General features: G+C 27.4%; 14 protein-coding genes, 2 tRNA genes, 2 rRNA genes and 1 other RNA gene. 9 read left to right on the top strand and 10 right to left on the bottom strand.

Translation table 11 applies throughout. The features are described 5' to 3' along the window. Positions 1 to 11: 11 nt before the first annotated feature. Positions 12 to 533 carry a peptide deformylase gene (def, locus tag ICW73_01635; GenBank protein ID QNS01672.1) on the bottom strand — a complete coding sequence of 174 codons (522 nt, stop codon included), beginning with the start codon at positions 531 to 533 and terminating at the stop codon, positions 12 to 14. Between the two features lie 800 nt (positions 534 to 1,333). On the opposite strand from def, the gene ICW73_01630 reads away from it, so the two are divergent. The 6 genes from ICW73_01630 to cspE all read left to right on the top strand — a co-directional run bounded on the left by ICW73_01630 (position 1,334) and on the right by cspE (position 6,745). Beyond that, positions 1,334 to 1,876, top strand: a complete 543-nt coding sequence (locus ICW73_01630; protein QNS02104.1) for a Sua5/YciO/YrdC/YwlC family protein — start codon at positions 1,334 to 1,336, stop codon at positions 1,874 to 1,876. Next, positions 1,854 to 2,702, top strand: coding sequence for a shikimate dehydrogenase (gene aroE, locus ICW73_01625; GenBank protein QNS01671.1), 849 nt, complete (start codon positions 1,854 to 1,856; stop codon positions 2,700 to 2,702). Before ICW73_01630 ends, aroE begins: the two co-directional genes overlap by 23 nt. Before the next feature lie 149 nt (positions 2,703 to 2,851). Continuing rightward, positions 2,852 to 2,924, top strand: a tRNA-Glu gene (locus tag ICW73_01620). A 173-nt stretch (positions 2,925 to 3,097) separates the two neighbouring features. After that, positions 3,098 to 6,039 (top strand): 23S ribosomal RNA (locus tag ICW73_01615). 74 nt (positions 6,040 to 6,113) lie between these two features. After that, a 5S ribosomal RNA gene (rrf, locus tag ICW73_01610) occupies positions 6,114 to 6,229 on the top strand. 306 nt (positions 6,230 to 6,535) lie between these two features. After that, complete coding sequence (gene cspE, locus ICW73_01605; protein QNS01670.1) at positions 6,536 to 6,745, top strand: transcription antiterminator/RNA stability regulator CspE; 210 nt, start codon at positions 6,536 to 6,538, stop codon at positions 6,743 to 6,745. 107 nt (positions 6,746 to 6,852) lie between these two features. Here the strand turns inward: cspE and ICW73_01600 are convergent, their stop codons facing one another. Next, positions 6,853 to 7,116, bottom strand: coding sequence for a DUF493 family protein (locus ICW73_01600; protein QNS01669.1), 264 nt, complete (start codon positions 7,114 to 7,116; stop codon positions 6,853 to 6,855). A gap of 354 nt (positions 7,117 to 7,470) precedes the next feature. Here ICW73_01600 and ICW73_01595 point away from each other — a divergent pair, with 354 nt between their 5' ends. Continuing rightward, the gene (locus ICW73_01595) at positions 7,471 to 8,859 is read left to right on the top strand and encodes a cysteine--tRNA ligase (protein ID QNS01668.1); all 1,389 of its coding nucleotides are present in this window, start codon (positions 7,471 to 7,473) and stop codon (positions 8,857 to 8,859) included. Positions 8,860 to 8,890: 31 nt separating this feature from the next. On the opposite strand, the gene folD is transcribed toward ICW73_01595, so the two are convergent. Continuing rightward, positions 8,891 to 9,754, bottom strand: a complete 864-nt coding sequence (folD, locus tag ICW73_01590) for a bifunctional methylenetetrahydrofolate dehydrogenase/methenyltetrahydrofolate cyclohydrolase FolD (protein ID QNS01667.1) — start codon at positions 9,752 to 9,754, stop codon at positions 8,891 to 8,893. 152 nt (positions 9,755 to 9,906) lie between these two features. On the opposite strand from folD, the gene ICW73_01585 reads away from it, so the two are divergent. Beyond that, positions 9,907 to 9,980, top strand: a tRNA-Arg gene (locus tag ICW73_01585). A 7-nt stretch (positions 9,981 to 9,987) separates the two neighbouring features. Here the strand turns inward: ICW73_01585 and adk are convergent. The 4 genes from adk to dnaX all read right to left on the bottom strand — a co-directional run bounded on the left by adk (position 9,988) and on the right by dnaX (position 14,595). Then, on the bottom strand, positions 9,988 to 10,638 hold the full coding sequence (adk, locus tag ICW73_01580) for an adenylate kinase (GenBank protein ID QNS01666.1): 651 nt from the start codon (positions 10,636 to 10,638) through the stop codon (positions 9,988 to 9,990). A gap of 74 nt (positions 10,639 to 10,712) precedes the next feature. Next, positions 10,713 to 12,578, bottom strand: a complete 1,866-nt coding sequence (gene htpG / locus ICW73_01575; protein ID QNS01665.1) for a molecular chaperone HtpG — start codon at positions 12,576 to 12,578, stop codon at positions 10,713 to 10,715. A gap of 136 nt (positions 12,579 to 12,714) precedes the next feature. Further along, positions 12,715 to 13,044: a YbaB/EbfC family nucleoid-associated protein gene (locus ICW73_01570; GenBank protein QNS01664.1), complete on the bottom strand. Its 330-nt coding sequence runs from the start codon at positions 13,042 to 13,044 to the stop codon at positions 12,715 to 12,717. 444 nt (positions 13,045 to 13,488) lie between these two features. After that, a complete protein-coding gene (dnaX, locus tag ICW73_01565) occupies positions 13,489 to 14,595 on the bottom strand; it encodes a DNA polymerase III subunit gamma/tau (GenBank protein QNS01663.1) in 1,107 nt (368 codons plus the stop codon). A 244-nt stretch (positions 14,596 to 14,839) separates the two neighbouring features. Between dnaX and ffs the strand changes: the two genes are divergently transcribed. Then, positions 14,840 to 14,939, top strand: an RNA gene (ffs, locus tag ICW73_01560) — signal recognition particle sRNA small type. Between the two features lie 11 nt (positions 14,940 to 14,950). On the opposite strand, the gene ICW73_01555 is transcribed toward ffs, so the two are convergent. The 3 genes from ICW73_01555 to ICW73_01545 form a co-directional block, all read right to left on the bottom strand. After that, positions 14,951 to 16,693 carry a SmdB family multidrug efflux ABC transporter permease/ATP-binding protein gene (locus ICW73_01555; protein ID QNS01662.1) on the bottom strand — a complete coding sequence of 581 codons (1,743 nt, stop codon included), beginning with the start codon at positions 16,691 to 16,693 and terminating at the stop codon, positions 14,951 to 14,953. A gap of 20 nt (positions 16,694 to 16,713) precedes the next feature. Further along, positions 16,714 to 18,459, bottom strand: coding sequence for a SmdA family multidrug ABC transporter permease/ATP-binding protein (locus ICW73_01550; protein ID QNS01661.1), 1,746 nt, complete (start codon positions 18,457 to 18,459; stop codon positions 16,714 to 16,716). Positions 18,460 to 19,456: 997 nt separating this feature from the next. Continuing rightward, positions 19,457 to 21,322 (bottom strand): SurA N-terminal domain-containing protein, encoded by a 1,866-nt coding sequence (locus ICW73_01545; protein QNS01660.1) that lies wholly within the window; start codon positions 21,320 to 21,322, stop codon positions 19,457 to 19,459. Between the last annotated feature and the right edge of the window lie 81 nt (positions 21,323 to 21,403).

The following is a 21,403-nucleotide window of genomic DNA, read 5'->3' as shown; positions in this document are numbered from 1 at the left end:
ATTTTTTCTCTTTAGTAAAATATTTTTTTGTTACGATTTAATCTATTTTTTATAAATTTTTTGTAAATTTCTTGTTGTTGAGCTGTTGGAAGATAATCAATGAATAATTTTCCATTTAAGTGATCAATTTCATGTTGTATACAAATTGATGTTATTGATTCTGCTTCTATTTTAACATTTTTTCCAGATAAATTAATCGCTTGGACTGTTATGTAATTTGATCGTGGTACGAAAGCACGATATTCAGGGATAGATAAACAACCTTCTTCGACACTAATACATCCGTTTTTTTTTATAATTTGTGGATTGATTAATGTTAAAATGTTTTTTTTTTGTTTTATTGTTGCATAGATAACTATTATTTGTAATTGAACGTTAATTTGGGTTGCTGCTAAACCAATTCCGTTTTCTTGATTCATGATATAAATCATGTTTTTTGTAATGTTTTTTATGTTTTTATTGATATTTTTTACAGGTTTAGCAACGATTCTTAATCGTTGATCAGGATAATGAAGTATTTTAAAATGCGACATATATTTAATTATCAGGTAGTTAAATGTTAGGTAAACATAAGTTATTTTTTTATAATTGATAGTTTATCGTGAAGTGTTGTTTTTGCAAATCAAATTGTATGATAAATCTAATTTTTAAAATAATGATAACAGTTTAAATATCTGAATATTATTGATTTTTTTATTTTTACGAAAAATACAGTAGTTTAAATAAAGTTTTTTAAAAATGTTTAAATTTTTATCGTGTTTTTTAAGGATTTTATATTTAATAGAATAACATGCTTATTTAAGTGACATTTTGATAATTTATTTAACGTAGTTATTAATTATGACTATTGAATGCACGATTTATTAAATTTAGATTGAAAAAAGATATTTATTATTTTTTTGTATTAGACAAAACAATGTTTTTGTATAAAATGTTTTATTTTATGTCAAAAAATATTGATAAATAACATTCTTATTTTTTCTATAGAAATACAGAATGATCTTTTTTAATATTCATTATTATGATTTAATATTATTATTATCATAATTAGATTTTTAACTGTAGAAATATGTGTAAACAATTTTGATTGGACTATAGTATTAAGTATTTATACATGAAATTTTTATCATTGTAAATGAATAATGTTAATTATATTGTTTAATATATCTAGTTACAAAATAATTGATAAAATTTATATGATTAGTGATTATGCGATAAAAAAATTGATGTATTAAGTATTTTCTAAGTTACAACATTACAAAATATTATTTGCATAAGATGAATGTTGATGAATAAAGATTATTTTATGAATTCATTGATTTATTGTGTTAAAATGTTAAATAAAAATCATGTTATTGCATATCCTACAGAGTCAATGTTCGCATTAGGATGTGATCCTTCTAATTTTCAAGCAGTAAAAAAATTATTATTATTAAAAAAAAGATGTGTAAAAAAAGGGTTTATACTAGTAGCAGCACATTATGAACAAATAAAAATGTATATTGATGAACATTGTTTATCATCGGCACAAAAGAAAAAAATGTTTTTTTATTGGCCTGGTCCATTTACCCTTTTAGTACCAGCAAAATCTTCTGTTCCATATTGGTTAAATGGGGGTTTAAATACTGTTGCTGTACGTATTAGTGCACATTGCGGTATAATTAAACTATGTAATTTTTTTGGAAAAGCATTAATATCTACAAGTGCTAATATTTCAAAAATGAAACCATGTATTTCTCGTGAAGAAGTTGTTAAAAATTTTGGAGAAAATTTTCCATTACTAGATGGAGAAATAGGCTATGAAAAACACCCTTCTACAATAATTAATATTATCAATGGAAAATTTATTCGATATGTTCAAATGCAAAAAATTTAATTATGCTGTATTCGGAAACCCAATTAATCATAGTCAATCACCTAAAATTCATAATTTTTTTTCAAAAAACATTGGTATTCCATATGTTTATCATGCTGTAAATGTTGAGTTGAGCGATTTTTTTTCTACAATGATAAAATTTTTTAAAGAATGTGGGGATGGAGCAAATATTACTGCTCCTTTCAAAAAAGAAGCTTATCTTTTTGCGAATAAATTGACGTATAGAGCAAAAATTGCGCGATCTGTTAATACATTAAAAAAAATAGATAATTCACATATTTTAGGTGATAATACTGATGGAATTGGACTGTTGTATGATTTAATAAGATTAAAGTTTATAAAAAAAACATATTCAGTATTAGTATTAGGTGCTGGTGGGGTTGTGAGTGGGATTATATTTCAATTATTATCATTTGGATGTTCAGTTTTTATTTTTAATCGCACTTTTGAAAATGCTGAAAAATTAGTTTTGCAATTTTGCAAATATGGAAAGATAAAAAATTTTACAATAAATTATAAAAAAAAAATACATTTTGATTTAATTATTAACGCAAGGTCAAAATGTGTGCAATTAGAGAATTATTTTATTCCTGCTCATATTTTTTCCCCACGTACTTATTTTTACGATATAAATTACCATGTTAATGGTACTACGTCTTTTATTGATTGGTGTATAAAAAACAAGATACGTTTTTTTTCACATGGAATTGGTATGTTAGTATTTCAAGCTGCTCATTCTTGTTTGCTATGGCATAAAATATTTCCAGAAACAAATTCTATTATTAGTGATTTTAATAAAAATATGTTGATTTATAGAAAAATATGATAAAGTAATTTAAGCAATACAATTTACTTTATTTCGATAAATATCATTTTTAAGTTTAAATAATCGTAAAAAAAACTTGACTCTTTTGCATTGATCTGTATTATTTGTTATGAATATAACGTTGATAAAAATTGATTTTGTTTTAATAAGTCCCCTTCGTCTAGAGGTCCAGGACATCGCCCTTTCACGGCGGCAACAGGGGTTCAAATCCCCTAGGGGACGATAAAAATTCAAATTTTTAATAAAATATTATATACTAATTAAAATTGTTATGTTATTATAAAAGTAGCTTTTAAAAAATATAAATTTAGATTTTAACATCAGCTCTTTAAAAATTCGGAAAACAAGCAAAATATATATTCTCTTTTTATAAAGAGAAAGAAAGACACCTATGGGTTGTAAGATTAAGCGAATAAGCGTACATGGTGGATGCCTTGGCAGTCAGAGACGAAGAAGGACGTACTAATCTGCGAAAAGCGTCGGTAAGCTGATATGAAGCGCTAATAACCGTCGATATCCGAATGGGGAAACCTGACGTATTTAATACGTCATTTTTAACTGAATCAAATAGGTTAAAAAAGTCAACCAAGGGAACTGAAACATCTAAGTACCTTGAGGAAAAGAAATCAATTGAGATTCCCTGAGTAGTGGCGAGCGAAATGGGAAAAGCCTAGAACCATAATCAATTTAAATTTATAGTAGAATAATTTGGAAAAATTAACAATATAAGGTGATAGTCCTGTACATAAAATGATTTATTTTGTGGGTTCGAAAAGTAGAGCGGGACACGAGAAATCTTGTTTGAATATGGGGGGACCATCCTCCAAGGCTAAATACTCCTGACTGACCGATAGTGAACTAGTACCGTAAGGGAAAGGTGAAAAGAACCCCGGCGAGGGGAGTGAAATAGATCCTGAAACCGTGTACGTACAAGCAGTGGAAGCACATTTTAAATGTGTGACTGCGTACCTTTTGTATAATGGGTCAGCGACTTGTATCTTGTAGCAAGGTTAACCGTTATAGGGGAGCCGCAGGGAAACCGAGTCCTAAATAGGCGTTAAGTTGCAAGGTACAGACCCGAAACCCGGTGATCTAGCCACGGACAGGTTGAAGGTTGGGTAAAACCAACTGGAGGACCGAACCGACTAATGTTGAAAAATTAGCGGATGATCTATGGCTAGGGGTGAAAGACCAATCAAACCGGGAGATAGCTGGTTCTCCCCGAAAGCTATTTAGGTAGCGCCTCGTGAATTCGTCTGTGGGGGTAGAGCACTGTTTCGACTAGGGGGCCATACTGGCTTACCAATCCGATGCAAACTCCGAATACCATAGAATGTTATCACGGGAGACACACAGCGGGTGCTAACGTTCGTTGTGGAAAGGGAAACAACCCAGACCGCCAGCTAAGGTCCCAAAGTCATAGTTAAGTGGGAAACGATGTGGGAAGGCATAAACAGCCAGGATGTTGGCTTAGAAGCAGCCATCATTTAAAGAAAGCGTAATAGCTCACTGGTCAAGTCGGCCTGCGCGGAAGATGTAACGGGGCTCAAACTATGCACCGAAGCTGCGGCAGTAAAAAACATTTTTTTATTGGGTAGGGGAGCGTTCTGTAAGCCGGTGAAGATATGTTGAAAAATATGTTGGAGGTATCAGAAGTGCGAATGCTGACATGAGTAACGATAAAACAAGTGAAAAACTTGTTCGCCGAAAAACTAAGGTTTCCTGTCCAACGTTAATCGGGGCAGGGTGAGCCGATCCCTAAGGTGAGGCTGAAAAGCGTAATCGATGGACAACAGGTTAATATTCCTGTGCTTAATATTACTGCGAAGGGGGGACGAAGGAGGTTAGGTTATCCAGGTGACGGTTATCCTGGTTTAAATGTGTAGGTATAATAATTAGGCAAATCCGATTATTATTTGTTCTGAGGCATGATGACGAATCACTAAGGTGATGAAGTAACTGATACCACACTTCCAAGAAAAGCCTCTAAGCATCAGGTAATATTAAATCGTACCATAAACCGACACAGGTGGTTAGGTAGAGAATACTAAGGCGCTTGAGAGAACCCAGATGAAGGAACTAGGCAAAATAGTGCCGTAACTTCGGGAGAAGGCACGCTAGTTTTGGTGAATAAATTTACTTTATGAGCTAAATCTAGTCGAAGATACCAGCTGGCTGCAACTGTTTATTAAAAACACAGCACTGTGCAAACACGAAAGTGGAAGTATACGGTGTGACGCCTGCCCGGTGCCGGAAGGTTAATCGAAAGAGTTAAAAAAACAACTTGAAGCTCTGGACTGAAGCCCCGGTAAACGGCGGCCGTAACTATAACGGTCCTAAGGTAGCGAAATTCCTTGTCGGGTAAGTTCCGACCTGCACGAATGGCGTAATGATGGCCAGACTGTCTCCATCTGGGACTCAGTGAAATTGAAATTGCTGTGAAGATGCAGTATACCCGCGGCAAGACGGAAAGACCCCGTGAACCTTTACTATATCTTGACACTGAATTCTAAATTTTAATGTGTAGAATAGGTGGGAGACTATGAAATTAAAGCGCTAGTTTTAATAGAGTCACACTTGAAATACCACCCTTTAAAATTCGGTATTCTAACCTAGTGCCGTAATCCGGTACAGAGACAGTGTCTGGTGGGTAGTTTGACTGGGGCGGTCTCCTCCCAAAGAGTAACGGAGGAGTACGAAGATTGGCTAATCACGGTTGGACATCGTGAGGTTAGTGCAAAGGCATAAGCCAGTTTGACTGTGAGCGTGATAACGCGAGCAGGTGCGAAAGCAGGTCTTAGTGATCCGGTGGTGCTGTATGGAAAGGCCATCGCTCAACAGATAAAAGGTACTCCGGGGATAACAGGCTGATACCGCCCAAGAGTTCATATCGACGGCGGTGTTTGGCACCTCGATGTCGGCTCATCACATCCTGGGGCTGAAGCAGGTCCCAAGGGTATGGCTGTTCGCCATTTAAAGTGGTACGCGAGCTGGGTTTAGAACGTCGTGAGACAGTTCGGTCCCTATCTGCCGTGGGCGTTGGAAGATTGAGGGGATCTACTTCTAGTACGAGAGGACCGAAGTGGACACATCACTGGTGTTCGGGTTGTCATGCCAATGGCATTGCCCGGTAGCTAAATGTGGAAAAGATAAGCGCTGAAAGCATATAAGCACGAAACTTGCCCCAAGATAAGTCTTCCCTGAAACTATTTATAGTTTACTGAAGGGACGTTGGAGACTACAACGTTGATAGGCTAGGTGTGTAAGCATAGTGATATGTTGAGCTAACTAGTACTAATGACCCAAGAGGCTTAATCTTACAACACCAAAGGTGTTTTTCTTTTAAACGGCTTGTTTTTTCTGAATTTTTACTATAAAAATATATTTTTATAACATAATTTTATAATTATACCTGGAAAAAATAGTATAGTGGTACCACCTGAATCCATTCCGAACTCAGAAGTGAAACGCTATAACGCCAATGGTAGTGCGGGGTTTCCCCGTGTAAGAGTAGGTACAATCCAGGGAAAAAACCCGAAAATTTTTTCGGGTTTTTTTGTATTTAAAATAAATGTTTACTTAAACAACTTAAGTATCAAGATATAGTTTTATTTTAATGATTTTTCTGATAAATTAAATATTATGAAGATTCATATATATTCTTTTTTACTGAAAATACATTGCTATCTAGCTAACAGTAGATTTACATGTTAATCTATTTAAACTATAATTTCTTTGAAATTATAGTGTTTTATTTTTTTTTGAATAACATTGTTAATAATTAATTATTAACCTGTTTTTATTTAGTATATTTTTATGTGAAGGTAATACAGATGTCCAAGATTAAAGGTAATGTAAAATGGTTTAATGAGTCTAAAGGCTTTGGTTTTATTACGCCAGAAGACGGTAGTAAAGATGTGTTTGTGCATTTTTCAGCTATTCAAAGTAATGGATTTAAAACTTTAGCAGAAGGTCAAAGTGTTGAATTTGAAATCACCGAAGGTGCAAAAGGACCATCGGCTGCTAATGTTGTTAGTTTATAATATTGTGTAAGTTTAAATGACGTAAAAAAATAAATATGTTTTTTATAGTACGGCTCTTTTTTTAGGGCTGTACTATATTTTAAGATCCATATTTTATGTTTCATGTATTATAAAACCATTCTAACTATATTAATTTTGCTAATTTCACGATACAAAATTTCAATTTGTTCAAAATTTTTTGCGCATATCGTAATTGATACAGAAAGATAATTTCCTCGATTGCTTGATTTAATTTGTGGTGTATAATCACCAGGAATTTGAATTTGAATAACTTTAATTATTTGATCAATAAGTTCCGGCTGTGCTAAACCAATAATTTTATAAGTAAAAAAACAAGGAAATTTTAACATTTCTCTTAGTTTTGTGTTCATTTTTAATTCCACATTTTTTAATAAAAATATATAATATCTTAAATTTTTTAAAGTATTAGTACAATTTTTATTTATTTTTTAAATAAAATTTTAAAAATACAATTTCAAAACACAAATTTTATACGTTCTCTTTTTTTTTTGAAAAAAATATCGATTTGAATTTTAAAAAAAATATTTTTTTGTGTATTTATTATTTCGTTTTTTATTGAAAAATATTTTATATTATTTTTTTATTATATGACGTTTAACAAAACTTATTTTAATTATATTTTTCAGTTTAACACATTGATAATATAGAAAATAATATATTTTATATTATTTTTGTATAAAGAACGTTGATATAGGGTATAAATCATGTTAAATATCTTTAATACGTCTACTGGAAAAAAAGAAAAATTTAAATCCATTAAAAAAGATAAAATTAATTTGTACGTTTGTGGTGTTACTGTATATGATTTATGTCATATTGGTCATGGTCGTACTTTTGTTTTTTTTGATATGTTAGTTCGTTATTTACGACATGTTGGATTTCAGGTAACGTATATTCGTAATATTACCGATATTGATGATAAAATTATTTTAAAATCAATTGAAAAGCAGGTTGATATTAATGTTTTTACTGATTCTATGATTAGAAATATGAAAGATGATTTTAATGCGCTAGGCATTTTATCACCTAATGAAGAACCCCGCGTTACAGATCATATTAATGATATAATTAATATTATAAAAAAATTAATATTTAAAAAACATGCATATATCAATAAAAATGGTGACGTTGTTTTTTCAGTAAATTGCGATAAAACATACGGTAGTTTGTCGCGTCAATCTTTAAATTCCTTAAATCCTGGATCACGTGTTCCTGTAGATTCTACGAAACGAAATCCGTTAGATTTTTTTCTTTGGAAAAAGTCTAATTGTGAGCAATTTTCTTGGGAATCTCCTTGGGGTCAAGGACGACCTGGTTGGCATATCGAATGTAGTGCCATTAGTAGTGTTTTTTTTAAAGATTGTGTTGATATCCATGGAGGTGGTTCTGATCTTTTATTCCCGCATCATGAAAATGAAAAATCACAATCATTTTGTTTGCATGAAAATATGAAAATAAATTTTTGGATGCATACAGGTATGGTGATTATGAAAAACAAAAAAATGTCTAAATCATTGGGCAATGTATATTTTTTAAGAGATATATTATTGGAATACAATTATGAAGTTGTGCGTTATTTTTTTTTATCAACTCATTATCGCCATCCAATTTATTTTTCTAAAAAAAGTATAAATCAAGCACAATGTTCATTAGAATATTTATATGAATCATTGTATAATACAAATGCTATTTCTAATACAGACGAAGGAATAGAATTTGAAAAAAAATTTTATTATGCTATGAATGATGATTTTAATACTCCTCAAGTATTTTTAATATTTTCAAAATTAGCACGAAAAATTAATTATTTAAAAAAAATAGATATTTTAAAATCAAATAAATTAGCTTTTAGATTACAGTCTCTATTGAATATTTTGGGTTTTTTACTGCAAGATATTGAAGAATTTTTTAAAAATAAAAATAAATTAAATAAAAAAATGATTGAAAAAATTGAAATATTAGTTCAAAAAAGAGATCTAGCTAGAAGATGCAAAATGTGGAAGGAAGCTGATTTATTACGCGAAAAATTAAAATCTTTAAACGTTTTTTTAGAAGACTTGCCAAATAACAAAACGATATGGAAAATAAAATAAAAAATGTAAAAATAGTTTGTAGTCATTTTTTTTAGTTTTTTTTAATATCATTATTTTCACATGATTCTAATGTATTTTGTAGTAATGTTGCTACAGTCATTGGCCCAACTCCGCCTGGAACTGGTGTGATATAGGATGCTTTTAAATATGCACTATGAAAATCTACATCACCTACAATATCACCATTTTCTAATCGATTAATTCCAACATCTATTACTATACAACCATGTTTAATCCATTCTCCTGTTAAAAATCGTGGTTTTCCAACTGCTACTATCAATAAATCAGCATGTTGAACATGATGTTTCAAATTTTTAGTAAATCTATGTGTAACAGTTGTAGTGCACCCTGCTAGTAATAATTCTAAACTCATTGGTCTTCCTACTATATTGGACGCACCAACTACTACAGCATGTAATCCATGTGTTTTTATATGGTTAAAATTTAACATGGTAATAATACCTCTGGATGTACAAGCTCTTAGTTTTGGAATTCTTTGACATAGTGAGCCAGTGTTATATGGATGAAATCCATCAACGTCCTTATTCGGTGAAATACTGCTTAATATTTTCATGTAATTTATATGTTTTGGTAGTGGTAATTGTATTAAGATACCGTCTATTTTCGGACAATTATTTAATTTTTTAATAAGATTTAAAACATCTATCTCTTGAACATTTTCAGGAAACGTCCAACATTCTGAGAAAAAACCAACGTTTTTGCATGCGATTTTTTTTTTCTCCACGTAAATTTTAGAAGATATATTGGTACCGATTAAAATCATGGCTAAACCGGGTATTTTTTTTCCTTCTTTTTTTCTTTGATAAACTTTGTTAAAAATTTCAATTTGCAATATTTTTGCTATGTTATTACCATTTATAATTTTTGCTGGCATATGAATAGATGACTCAATTAATTTTTTTATAGTTTAGATTATATTGAACAATGTTCATAATGAATTTATATTTACGAATATAAATAAAACATTATTAATATTTTGGTTGAATATATGATATATTAATGTTAAATTTTAATTTAATTCCTTATGCGTTCTTAGCTTAGATGGATAGAGCAACGGCCTTCTAAGCCGTAGGTCACAGGTTCAAGTCCTGTAGAACGCATATAAAATTATTGTTGTTCTAATATTAATTTTATAGTATTTCTAATTCTTAGTAGTGGATTCACGCCATCAATTTTAAAATATTTTATATTACCTAATTTTTTTTCTGACAAATAGTGTTCTTCTAATATAGAATCTATTTTTTGGTATTCTTGGATTCTTTTTTTAATGCTAGCTTGCTGATCATCATCTCTAATTGTTAATATTTGACCAGTTATATCATCCTTATTTTTTTGTTTTGGTGGATTAAATTTTATGTGATATGTTCGACCAGATTCAGCGTGTATTCTTCTTCCTGATAGTCTCTCTAATATTAATTTAGATGGTAAAGTTAATTTTAAAACAAAATCTATTTTTATTTTTTGTTGTAATAAATATTTAGCTTGCCCTATAGTTCGTGGAAATCCATCTAACAAAAAACCATTTATACAATCTTTTTGTTGAATTCGTTGTTTCATTACGTTACAAACAATATCGTCAGATACTAAATTACCATTTTTTATGGTATGTTGTATGTTTTTTCCGATGTTATTTTTTAAAGAAATATTTTCTCTTAAAATATCACCTATAGATATTTTTGGTATTTTATACCTTTCTGCAATAAATTTACTTTGTGTTCCTTTTCCAGATCCCGGTGGTCCTAATAAAACAATTCGCATAATAAGGTTCTTATTATATAAATAATGCATTATTTTAGAGATTACTACTATTTTCAGTAGTAATCGTTATTTTTTTATTTTAGTAATAATTTATTCATTCTAGAAATAAATTTATGTGGATTTTCTAAGCTGCCTTTTTCTGATAATAATGCTTGGTCTAATAATAGTTTTATCCATTCATTAAATTGTTTGTCATCATTGATTAGGCATATTTTTTTTATTAATATGTGATTTGGATTGATTTCAAAGATATATTTTAATTCTGGAACAGTTTGCCCTGCTGCAGAAAATAATTTTGCCATTTGAGTAGTCATTTCATTAGAGTCACTTAAAACAATACATGGCGTCTCTGTTAATCTCTGTGTAAATCTAATATCTTTTATTTTATTACCAAGTGTTTTTTTTGCTTTTTTTAAAAAATTCAACATATCTTCTGAAATATCATTATTTTTAACTTTTTTAATATGTGTTAATTGATTTAGTGACATGTCTTCTTTGCTGATAGATTGGAATTTTTTTCCTTCAAATTCTGTAACATAATTCATCATCCATTCATCAATTCTATCTGATAATAGCAAGACATCAATATTATTTTTTTTAAATAGTTCTAAATGTGGGCTGTTTTTTGCTGCTGTGTAACTATCTGCAGTGATGTAATATATTTTATCTTGTTGTGGTTGTAAATCAGATATATATTTTTTTAAAGATAACGTTTGTTCAGGTTGATTATTTTTAATTGACGTAAAACGTAAAAGATTTGTAACTTTGTTTAAATTTTCACTATCTTCTGCAGGGCCTTCTTTTAAAATTAATCCAAATTGATTCCAAAAAATTTGGTATTTTTCATTATCTGACTGTGCAAGTTTTTCCAAAATATTTAGCGTTCTTTTAGTTAATGCTTTTTTTAAATTTTTTGTGATGGAATTATCTTGTAGTATTTCACGTGAAATGTTCAAAGGTAAATCATTAGAATCTATTAATCCTCGTACAAATCGCAAATAATTAGGAAGGAATGCTTGTGAATTGTCCATAATGTATACGCGTTTTACATATAATTTTAATCCATGTTTATTATCTCTATTCCATATATCCCAAGCGGCTTTTTTAGGAATGTATAATAAACTGATATATTCCTGACTTCCTTCTACATGGTTATGACTCCATGTTAATGGATTATTTTGATCGTGTGTTAAATATTTATAAAATTTTTTATATTTATCATCAGTAATTTCTGATTTATTTAATATCCATAATGCTTTAGCTTTATTAATTTGTTCCCAGATATATGTTTTATTTTTTTCGTCATAATTTTGTATTTGTACAGGAACAGTAATATGATCAGAATATTTACTAACGATATTTTTAATACGCCATATTTCTAAAAATTCTTCTTCCTGTTCTTTTAAAAACAAAGTAATTTCAGTACCTTTATTTTTTTTAGTAATTGTTTCAATAGTATACTTTCCTGATCCTGACGACTCCCATAAAATTCCTTTATCAGATTTAGTACCAGCAAATCTAGTTCTTACAGTGACTTTTTTTGATACAATAAAAGAAGAATAAAAACCAACACCAAATTCTCCAATTAATGTATTTTTTTTATTTTCTAGTGATTGCAAAAAAGATTTAGTACCTGATTTAGCAATTGTACCTAAATTTTCTATTGTGTCGTTTCGAGTCATTCCAATACCAGTATCACTAATAATAAGTGTTTTTTGTGCTTTATTAACAGAAATTTGAATTTTCATATCGCTGTTATTTTCATACAGTTCTGGTGACGAAATTGATAAAAATCTTAATTTGTCAATTGCATCTGATGCATTGGAGATTAATTCCCGCAAAAAAATTTCTTTATTTGAATATAAAGAATGAATCATAAGTTGTAGTAACTTTTCTACTTCTGATTGAAAATTGTACACTTCCTTTTTTTGATTTTTCATCAGGATATCTCTTTTTGTAATCATAATTAGAATTTTAAAATTAACATTAATATTTATTTTTTAGGAATTTATTTCATTGTAAAAAAAACGTCTAACGGTGTTTTTAAAGATTATTTTTAATAATATTATTGTATTTTTATACAGGCATATTAAATCCTGATGGTAATTGTATTCCTGAAGATATAGCGGACATTTTCTTTTTTTGTACTTCAGATATTCTTCGAGTAGCATCGTTAAATGCGGCAGCTGCGAGATCTTCTAACATATCTTTATCATCTTGTAATAAACTGGGATCGACTTCTACACGTCTGCAGTTATGTGCGCCATTAATTGTGACTTTAACTAATCCAGCACCAGCTTCGCCAGTAACTTCCATTTTAGATATTTCTTCCTGTATTTTTGCCATTTTTTCTTGCATTTGCTGCGCTTGTTTCATTAAATTCCCTAAACCACCTTTAGTAAACATATATTAGTTCTCTATTTTGAGGGATTTTGTTGTAATATATACATTTTTTAAAAATATGTTTAAATGTAATTGGTTTCATTTAAAATTACACATTTTATATTATTTAATTATTATTATTTATAATACATAAACAATGTTTAACGTTCTTTTTTTGTTAATTGTTTATTGAAGTATGTGTGTTTCATTTTGTTTGTATATAATTAACATTTTTTTTATTATATTAAATTTTAAATATTTGTACATTATGAATGTATTGATATTTTTTTTATTTTATTAATATTATTAACATTTATAGTTTTTAATGTCTTGAAGTTTTAGATAATTATGATAATTTTTTTATTCATTTAGTACAATTTGTATATTTTTAACATATTAATTGCATGATTTTAACAGTTTTTTAAACTATAATTAGATTTTTTTAATAATAAGATAAATTTTTCAAATTTATTTATTAAATGTTTTATTTTTATATGTTTTGATGGTTTGTATCAACGTCATTTCTACACCAATTTGATTATTTGGAGCAAAAATTAGTTCTTTTTTTCCATTTAATAACATTTTATAACACAATTGAATATCTTGATGTGTGATTAATTTTCCTAAATTATTAATTTTATGTTTGTATGTATTTATAAAGCCCTGTTCCCATTTTAGTGGAAACAGTTTTGACATAGAAATGTAATACAAAATACGTAACATTGCTGTTAAAATTTCTTCCCAGTCAACTCCCGTATCTACTATCTCATATAATAGACGCATCATTTGTTTTGTTTCTTTTTTTAATAATGCATCAGTTAATAAAAATGCTTGCTCTTCAGTTGGAATTTGTAACATGTTCACTACGTTTTTTATACAGACACGATTTTTTCCTAAGCTAATTGCACATTCCAGTAAATTTAATGCATCTCTTATACTTCCCTTAGCGTAATGAGAAATCACTTTTAAAGATTGATCATCGTATTTAATAGATTCAATGTTTAATATTTTTTTTAAAAAATTAAAAATTTTTTCTTCAGATAATGTTTGTAAATTAAAACATAAGCAACGAGAAATGATGGTTTTTGGTATTTTTTCTATATCGGTAGTTGCTAAAATAAATTTTACATGTTCAGGTGGTTCTTCTAGTGTTTTAAGAAGCGAATTAAAACTATTACGAGATAACATATGTACTTCATCAATTAAGTATATTTTAAATCTTGTTTTTATAGGTGAATAAAAAATACTATCTAAAATTTCTCGCATGTCTTCTACTTTAGTACGTGACGCTGCATCTATTTCAATAACATCAGGGCAACGGGTTTGTTCTATTTCTTTACAAATTATACATTTTCCGCATGGATATGGTGTAATACCTTTTACACAATTTAAACTTTTAGCAATTAATCTAGCAATAGTGGTTTTACCAATACCCCTTGTACCATAAAATAACCATCCGTGATGAATTTTTCCAAGCAATAATCCATTCAAAATAGCAGTGATAATATATTTTTGACCAATAATATCTTTAAAAGATTGTGGGCGCCATTTTCTAGCTAATATTTGATAGTTCATATAGAGTAATAAAATTTTTTATAAAAATACTATGCTATCAATATTGATGATTTTATGGAAGTCATTGTATTTATTTTAGAAAATATTTTATTGTATAGATTTTAAAATTACTTTTTTAAAAATATCAGTTGTAAATTATATATTTTATGTATAAAATAAATTTTGTAATGTATTAATTATATACGATTTTCTGATTGATTATAAAAATATACAAATTTTACATAATATATATTTTAGAGTATTCTGCTAGTCTCTAACACTGTTTTAAATTGAACATCTAGTCAGGTCTGGAAGGAAGCAGCTAAATCAATATAAAAACAGGTGTTTTAAAGTAGCTAGCAGAATTTCTTAAAATTTAAAATTTAAACGATTGAAATTGATACATTTTCCAATACATTCCTTGTTTTTTTAATAACTGTGCGTGCGTTCCAATCTCAACGGTTTTTCCTTCTTTAAAAACTATAATAAGGTCAGCATTGATTATTGTTGATAATCTATGTGCGATGATTATTAATGTAGAATAGTTTTTAATTGATAGTAGTGTTTTTTGTATTATATTTTCGATTTCAGAATCAATGTTTGCTGTAGCTTCATCTAATATAAGTATCTTAGGATATGATACTAGTACTCTTGCAATAGCTATTAATTGTTTTTGTCCTGCAGATAAATTATTACCTTCTTCACCTAAAATAGAATAAATTCCTTTTGGCATAGATTGAACTAAAGATGCAAGATGAACTGTGTTTAATATTTTCCATATTTTTTTTTCGGATATTTTTTTTCCTAACGCAATATTAGATAGTACACTATCAGAGAAGATTGTTGGATCTTGCTGGACCATTAATAAGTTTTTTCTTAACACACAACGGCTAATAGATTCAATAGGTTTATTGTCTAAATATATTTTTCCATGTGTTATAGGATAATGTCCCATTAATAAATTTACCAAAGTACTTTTTCCACTACCAGTATATCCTACGAGTGCAACAAAGCTATTAGATGGAATATTGATGTTAATATTTTTAAGTGTGTATTTTTCGTTTTTTTTATATTTAAAGCTAAGATTTTTGATATTTATTGTTCCGCTTTGAAATGTATTTTTATCATTTCCATATGTTTGTCTTGGAGAATCAATTAGAGAAAATATTCTTTCTCCTGCAACAATAGCTTGTTGTAATATAGATTGCTGAATTGTAATGGCAATTATAGGCTCATTAAGACGCCCAAGGTAAGTTATAAATGTATATAAAATACCAATTTCAAATGTTTCTGTTGGAAAATAACTAAATAAAAATATAAAATTGCATAGTGTTATAGAAGATAAAAAACTTAGTAACGGTCGTAATAAAAAACCATCTAGTTTCAGTATTTTTATGCGGGCAAGATAATGTAATTCACAACTTTTGATAAGTTTTTTTTTAAATCTCTCTTGTTGTTGAAATTGCTGAATCACGTTCATACCGTTTATATTCTCATTCAGTTTATTGCTAATATCAGAAAAATAAAATTTTACTCTTCTTAAAAGAGGAGTACTATAACGTTGATATATTAACATGACGATAATAATTAAAGGTACAATAGATAAAGCTATCATTGCCATTCGCCATTCAAGTATGAACATAGTAAACAATACTACAAATATTAAAACTGTACTGCGAAAAAAGGTAGGCGCAACAGTATCATATAGTTCTTTTATCACTTCAGTGTCATCAGTGATTTTTGAGATCATTTGACCAAGCGGTTGTGAATCAAATTGATGGATTGGTTGGTTTAATGCGGATTTCATTATTTCTTGACGTAATTTATTAATAATTTTTACAGCTATTTTATTGAATAAAATGTTTTGAAAATAATTAAAAAATACTGACAAAATTTGTAGTATTATAAATACTATAACAATAAAACATGTTAATTTTATTTGTAATTTATGTTGATATAATATATTTTCAATAAAATACCCGATTAAAACTGGACCTATAATTTCTGTAATTGAACTAATAAAAAGAAAAACAAATGCTAACACCAATTGTTTTTTACAGGGTATAACATACGTTAGTAAACGTTTTAAAATTGGGAAAAACTCTATTAAATGATCCATGTTATAAATTTTTACCTATTTTATTTTTCCTCAAATTCAGTTTTTAGTTTTTGATAATGATACATTGATGTGTACCATTTTTTTTGTTTGAGTAGCGTTTTATGATTGCCTCGTTCAATGATTGAACCGTTTTTAAGAACTATAATTTCATCAGATTGTGCAATATTAGACAATCGATGTGCTGCAATAATTAATGTATGTTTTGATTTTTTCCATTTTTTCAGATTTTTTAGAATATTATTTTCAGTGATCCCATCAACTGCAGAAAGTGCGTCATCAAGTATTAATATTTCAGTGTTTAATAACAATGCACGCGCAATGGAAATACGTTGTTTTTGGCCTCCAGACAATGTTACTCCTCTTTCTCCTATTTTAGTATTATATCCCTTAGGAAATCTTATGATATCTTTGTGTATGTCAGCTAATTTTGCTACATGTTTAATTTCTTGTTGGGATGCATGAGGTTTTCCTAAAGCGATGTTATTAGCTATACTATCTGAAAACAAAAATGTTGCTTGATTAACAACGGCAATACGTCTTCGCCAATCATTGATATCTAATGTTGATAAATTTAAATAATTATAAGAAATGTTTCCTTTTGTAATATTAAACTGTTGTTGAATTAATTTCAATATAGTACTTTTTCCTGATCCTGTAGCGCCACAAATACCTAAAGTAGTATTTGGTTTGATGATGATATTTATATTTTTTAAAGATGGTTGAGTGTTATTTGGATAAAAAAATTTTTTAATATTAATATTTAATATTCCAGATAAATCAGACGTTTTTTTTGTTCCATTTTGTATGTAGAGTTCTTGATTAAGAATAGAAGATATTCTGTCCCATGCGGCGCTTCCTCTTTCGACAATATTAAACATCCATGCTAATGCTAGCATAGGCCAGATCATTAATCCAAGATACATGATAAAACTTGTTAATTGTCCTATAGTAATTTGATGATTCCATACTAACCATCCCCCTCCAAGAATAGCTAATAAATTAGAAAATGCTACTGATAAGTAAATTATGGGATCGAATTGAGAATCAATTTTTGCGACTTCCATATTTTTGATACCTGTTTGGTGAATGATATAATCAAATTTTTTTAATTGATATTTCTCCAATCCAAATGCTTTAATCATACGAATATTGGTTAGTATTTCTTGTGTTTTATTGTTTAATTGTGCAAATGTTGTTTGCGCATGAAAAAAAATTTTGTGTAATTTTTTTCCATTTTTCTTAATTAAAATAGCCATAACTGGCATAGGCGCTAAAGAAATTATTGTTAACAAGTAATTTATTTTTGTTATCATGACTATTATGACTGAAATACCCATAACTAAAGAGTCTACGAGTGTTAATACACCTTCTCCAGCTGCAAAGACAATTCGATCAACATCATTAGTTGCTCTGGATATTAGATCTCCTGTTCTATTGCTTAAAAAAAATATTTCGCTTTGTTGGCTAACGTAAGAATAAAATTTTACTCGTAATTCTGTAGCTAATTTATAGGAAGCGCCGAATAACAGTATTCTCCATAAACAACGTAATACATAAACTGTAAAAGCTATTAAAAAAATTATGGTAATCCATGGTAAAATTAATATGCCATGCATGTTTTTTTTTATAATTAAATCTATTAAAATACCGACTATTTTAGGAGGGAATAACTGCAAAATAGCAATAATGATTAATAAAACAATTGCTCCTAAGTATCTTTTCCATTCTTGTATAAAAAACCATTTTAATTGATTGAATAATTTCACAAAAAATCCTAAAAGTTAAATTTTTATAAAGATATGTTAGATTGATTTTATCTAATTTTTGACATGTAACTATTTTTGATCAATAGTTTAATTTTATGTAATAGAGTATGACTTATAAAGTAATTTGTTGATTTTTTTTGATCGTGAAGATAGAAATATAATTCTAACTTATAGAAAATTTAAATATTTTATGTTTTTTAAAATATTTTTAAATATTATAATTGTAAAGATATTTTGAAAAAATACTGTTAACGTTTAGTATTGATTAAGATGCTACAATATGTTTCTTATATTATAAGAATTGATATCAAAATGTTTGTCGCATTACTTTTGATTATGATCAATTACATTAATCTGAAATTAAAATTTTTCGTATTATATCTAAAAATTTAGATATAAAATATCATGTTATTTTATATATTCAACGTTTTAAAAACATGTTTATTAGTAAATTAATAGATTGATCGATTTCTATTGATAATCAACATATTTTGAATGTTTATTACCTAATATATTGTTTTTCTGGTTGTAACATCATATTTTTGATATTAACTGCAATTTTTTTCGTATAATAACGCAACTTATATAGTTTTTTAGATGTAAATGAAATTGATTTTTTCAGTTTACTTGGACTGTAAATATGAATTTATTTAAGTAATAAATCATGCTGTTCAATTAGATTCAAATTATAAAATTGATTTTAAAGTGTTTTTAATCCATCTTAATAAATCGGAAATATGGTCTTTATCAGATTATTAGAATGCAATAGATATTATTTTAAATAGTACAAGTACGTTGTTATATAGGTGTTAAGATTCAAGTTGTTGTCAATATTGAGTATGTATTATCAGAATTAATAGATTCAATTAATGACAATTAAATCTAGATTATACAAAAACAATAAAAGAACATTGCGATTATTTAAAAAAAGATAAAGTCATTTGTATTTATAAATTAATAAACTTATGAAACAAATAACCTATCTAATTATTATATTTTATTCTGTTTTTATTGTTTTATAAATAATATTTGCTGTGTTTTGTAGATTTGTTAAAAAAGCATGCAAAATTATTTCTGTATTATTTCTCTCTAAATACTTTGAAATAATGTGTTTTTCCTGTAAAGAAAATTGATCATGATAAATTTTTTTAAGGTATATAATGTGAAAATTTTTATTTTTGTCTTGATATACAGTATATCTTTTTTTGTGATCTTTAGTTCGAGGTAAAGAAAATACAATATATTTCATTGGATGATTATCATATCGCGATATAACTTCGGAATTTCTAAATTTAAGATGTAATTTTTTAAATCCATTTATATTACCTTTTTTTAATTGATAAAATGCATTTTTTAATTTTTGTTTTGCAATTTTTATAGCTTTTAAGTGTTTTAATATTTTTATAATATTATTTTTCACATTTTTAATTTTTTGTATTTTTTTTCTTTGGAAATCTTTTAAATTGAGTAAAAATGACTGGTGACTATTTAAAATAACAAATTCTGAATATGGTTTTATTTTTTTTTGTTTATTGAGCCATGCTTTGTTAAATATAATTTTTTTTAGAATGAATATGTTTAGTTCTTGAGGAATAGAATATTTATCAAACCAATCTGTTTCTTTGGCAGACATGTGAATATTTTTAAGAATCTTATCAAATTGATTAGGATATTTTTTAATATAATAGGAAATTTTTTTTTGTAATTTGTGATATAAAAATAATGATTTTTTAATTTGTATTTCTTTTTTTATAACGTTGAATACTTGAGATATTTTTTTTTGCGTCTTAGGTTTAATATCATTTAGTTTAATTATTAAAAAGTTATTATGAAATGGAATAATTTGTGAAATTTGACCTTTTTTATTCAAATGTGCTCTTTTTATTTCACTTGGCATTTCATTAATTTTTATCCATCCAATATTCCCGCCATTTTTAGATGATATAGGATCGATTGATTGTTCTTTCGCTATTTTTGAAAAATTTTTATGTTTAGATAATTGGGATATTATTAATAATGCTTCTTTTTTAGTTTTTGTTTGAATAAAACTGTATTTTCGTTCTTCTTGTGTAAAATATTTTATAACATGTTTTTCATACCATTCTTTAATTTCTTTTTTAGTACATTTACTTTTTATATTTTTTAGATTTAATTGTAAAAATTGAACTTTGAATTTTTCTGGAATATAAAATTGATGTTTATGTTGGTTAAAATAATTTATTATTTCTAAATTGTGAACTTTTTGTTGAGCAATTATTGGTTGTATTTTTAGAGTAGCTTGTTTAATTTGTCTTTTTTGAGACAGTAATTTGATAATATTATTTTTTTCAGTTTCTAAAACAAAATCGGTATCGATAATAGCACGTATAAAATTTTTCATACGTATCTTTTTTTTAATTATATTTATATACTGATGATTTGTTAAATTTTTTGATTGAAGATAGTGAAAATATTTTTTTTGATCAAATATGTTTTTGTGTTTAAACATAGTATTATTTAGTAAAATATTTTTTATTTGATTATTACTTACATTAAAATGTATCTTTTTTATATATTGTTCCACGAGAATATTATTTATTAACTGGCGTAAAATGTAATTATATGTAGCTTCTGAAAATTGTTTTGGATCATGAATTTTAAAAAATTGTTGACCTAGAATTTTTTTTTGTTTTTCTTGTTCAAGAAAATACATTTTTTGTAATGTGGTAAGTTTTATTTTTTCTCCGTTAACAATTGCTATGTATTGTTCAGGGTCATGATCAATATAAGCATTCATTGTGCTAAAGATTAACGATAAAATAATAATTAATAAAATTAACTTAATTGCAATATTATTTAATTTTGATTTTAAATATTTTTTCATAATGCGGAAAAATCCCAGATTTTTAAATTTTTAAGACATGCATGAAATATTGTAGATATTTTTAAAACATAAAGGCTGACG

It is taken from the genome of Buchnera aphidicola (Pentalonia nigronervosa), from assembly GCA_014622685.1.
Taxonomy (GTDB): domain Bacteria; phylum Pseudomonadota; class Gammaproteobacteria; order Enterobacterales; family Enterobacteriaceae; genus Buchnera; species Buchnera aphidicola_BD.
This window is presented reverse-complemented; position numbering and strand designations above follow the sequence as displayed.

Coding starts and splice junctions, on each gene's coding strand:
- cspE (QNS01670.1), top strand. CDS start 6,536: ATGTCCAAGATTAAAGGTAATGTAAAATGGTTTAATGAGTCTAAAGGC.
- ICW73_01570 (QNS01664.1), bottom strand. CDS start 13,044: ATGTTTACTAAAGGTGGTTTAGGGAATTTAATGAAACAAGCGCAGCAA.
- ICW73_01555 (QNS01662.1), bottom strand. CDS start 16,693: ATGGATCATTTAATAGAGTTTTTCCCAATTTTAAAACGTTTACTAACG.
- adk (QNS01666.1), bottom strand. CDS start 10,638: ATGCGAATTGTTTTATTAGGACCACCGGGATCTGGAAAAGGAACACAA.
- dnaX (QNS01663.1), bottom strand. CDS start 14,595: ATGAACTATCAAATATTAGCTAGAAAATGGCGCCCACAATCTTTTAAA.
- ICW73_01600 (QNS01669.1), bottom strand. CDS start 7,116: ATGAACACAAAACTAAGAGAAATGTTAAAATTTCCTTGTTTTTTTACT.
- folD (QNS01667.1), bottom strand. CDS start 9,754: ATGCCAGCAAAAATTATAAATGGTAATAACATAGCAAAAATATTGCAA.
- ICW73_01545 (QNS01660.1), bottom strand. CDS start 21,322: ATGAAAAAATATTTAAAATCAAAATTAAATAATATTGCAATTAAGTTA.
- htpG (QNS01665.1), bottom strand. CDS start 12,578: ATGAAAAATCAAAAAAAGGAAGTGTACAATTTTCAATCAGAAGTAGAA.
- ICW73_01595 (QNS01668.1), top strand. CDS start 7,471: ATGTTAAATATCTTTAATACGTCTACTGGAAAAAAAGAAAAATTTAAA.
- ICW73_01630 (QNS02104.1), top strand. CDS start 1,334: ATGTTAAATAAAAATCATGTTATTGCATATCCTACAGAGTCAATGTTC.
- aroE (QNS01671.1), top strand. CDS start 1,854: ATGTTCAAATGCAAAAAATTTAATTATGCTGTATTCGGAAACCCAATT.
- def (QNS01672.1), bottom strand. CDS start 533: ATGTCGCATTTTAAAATACTTCATTATCCTGATCAACGATTAAGAATC.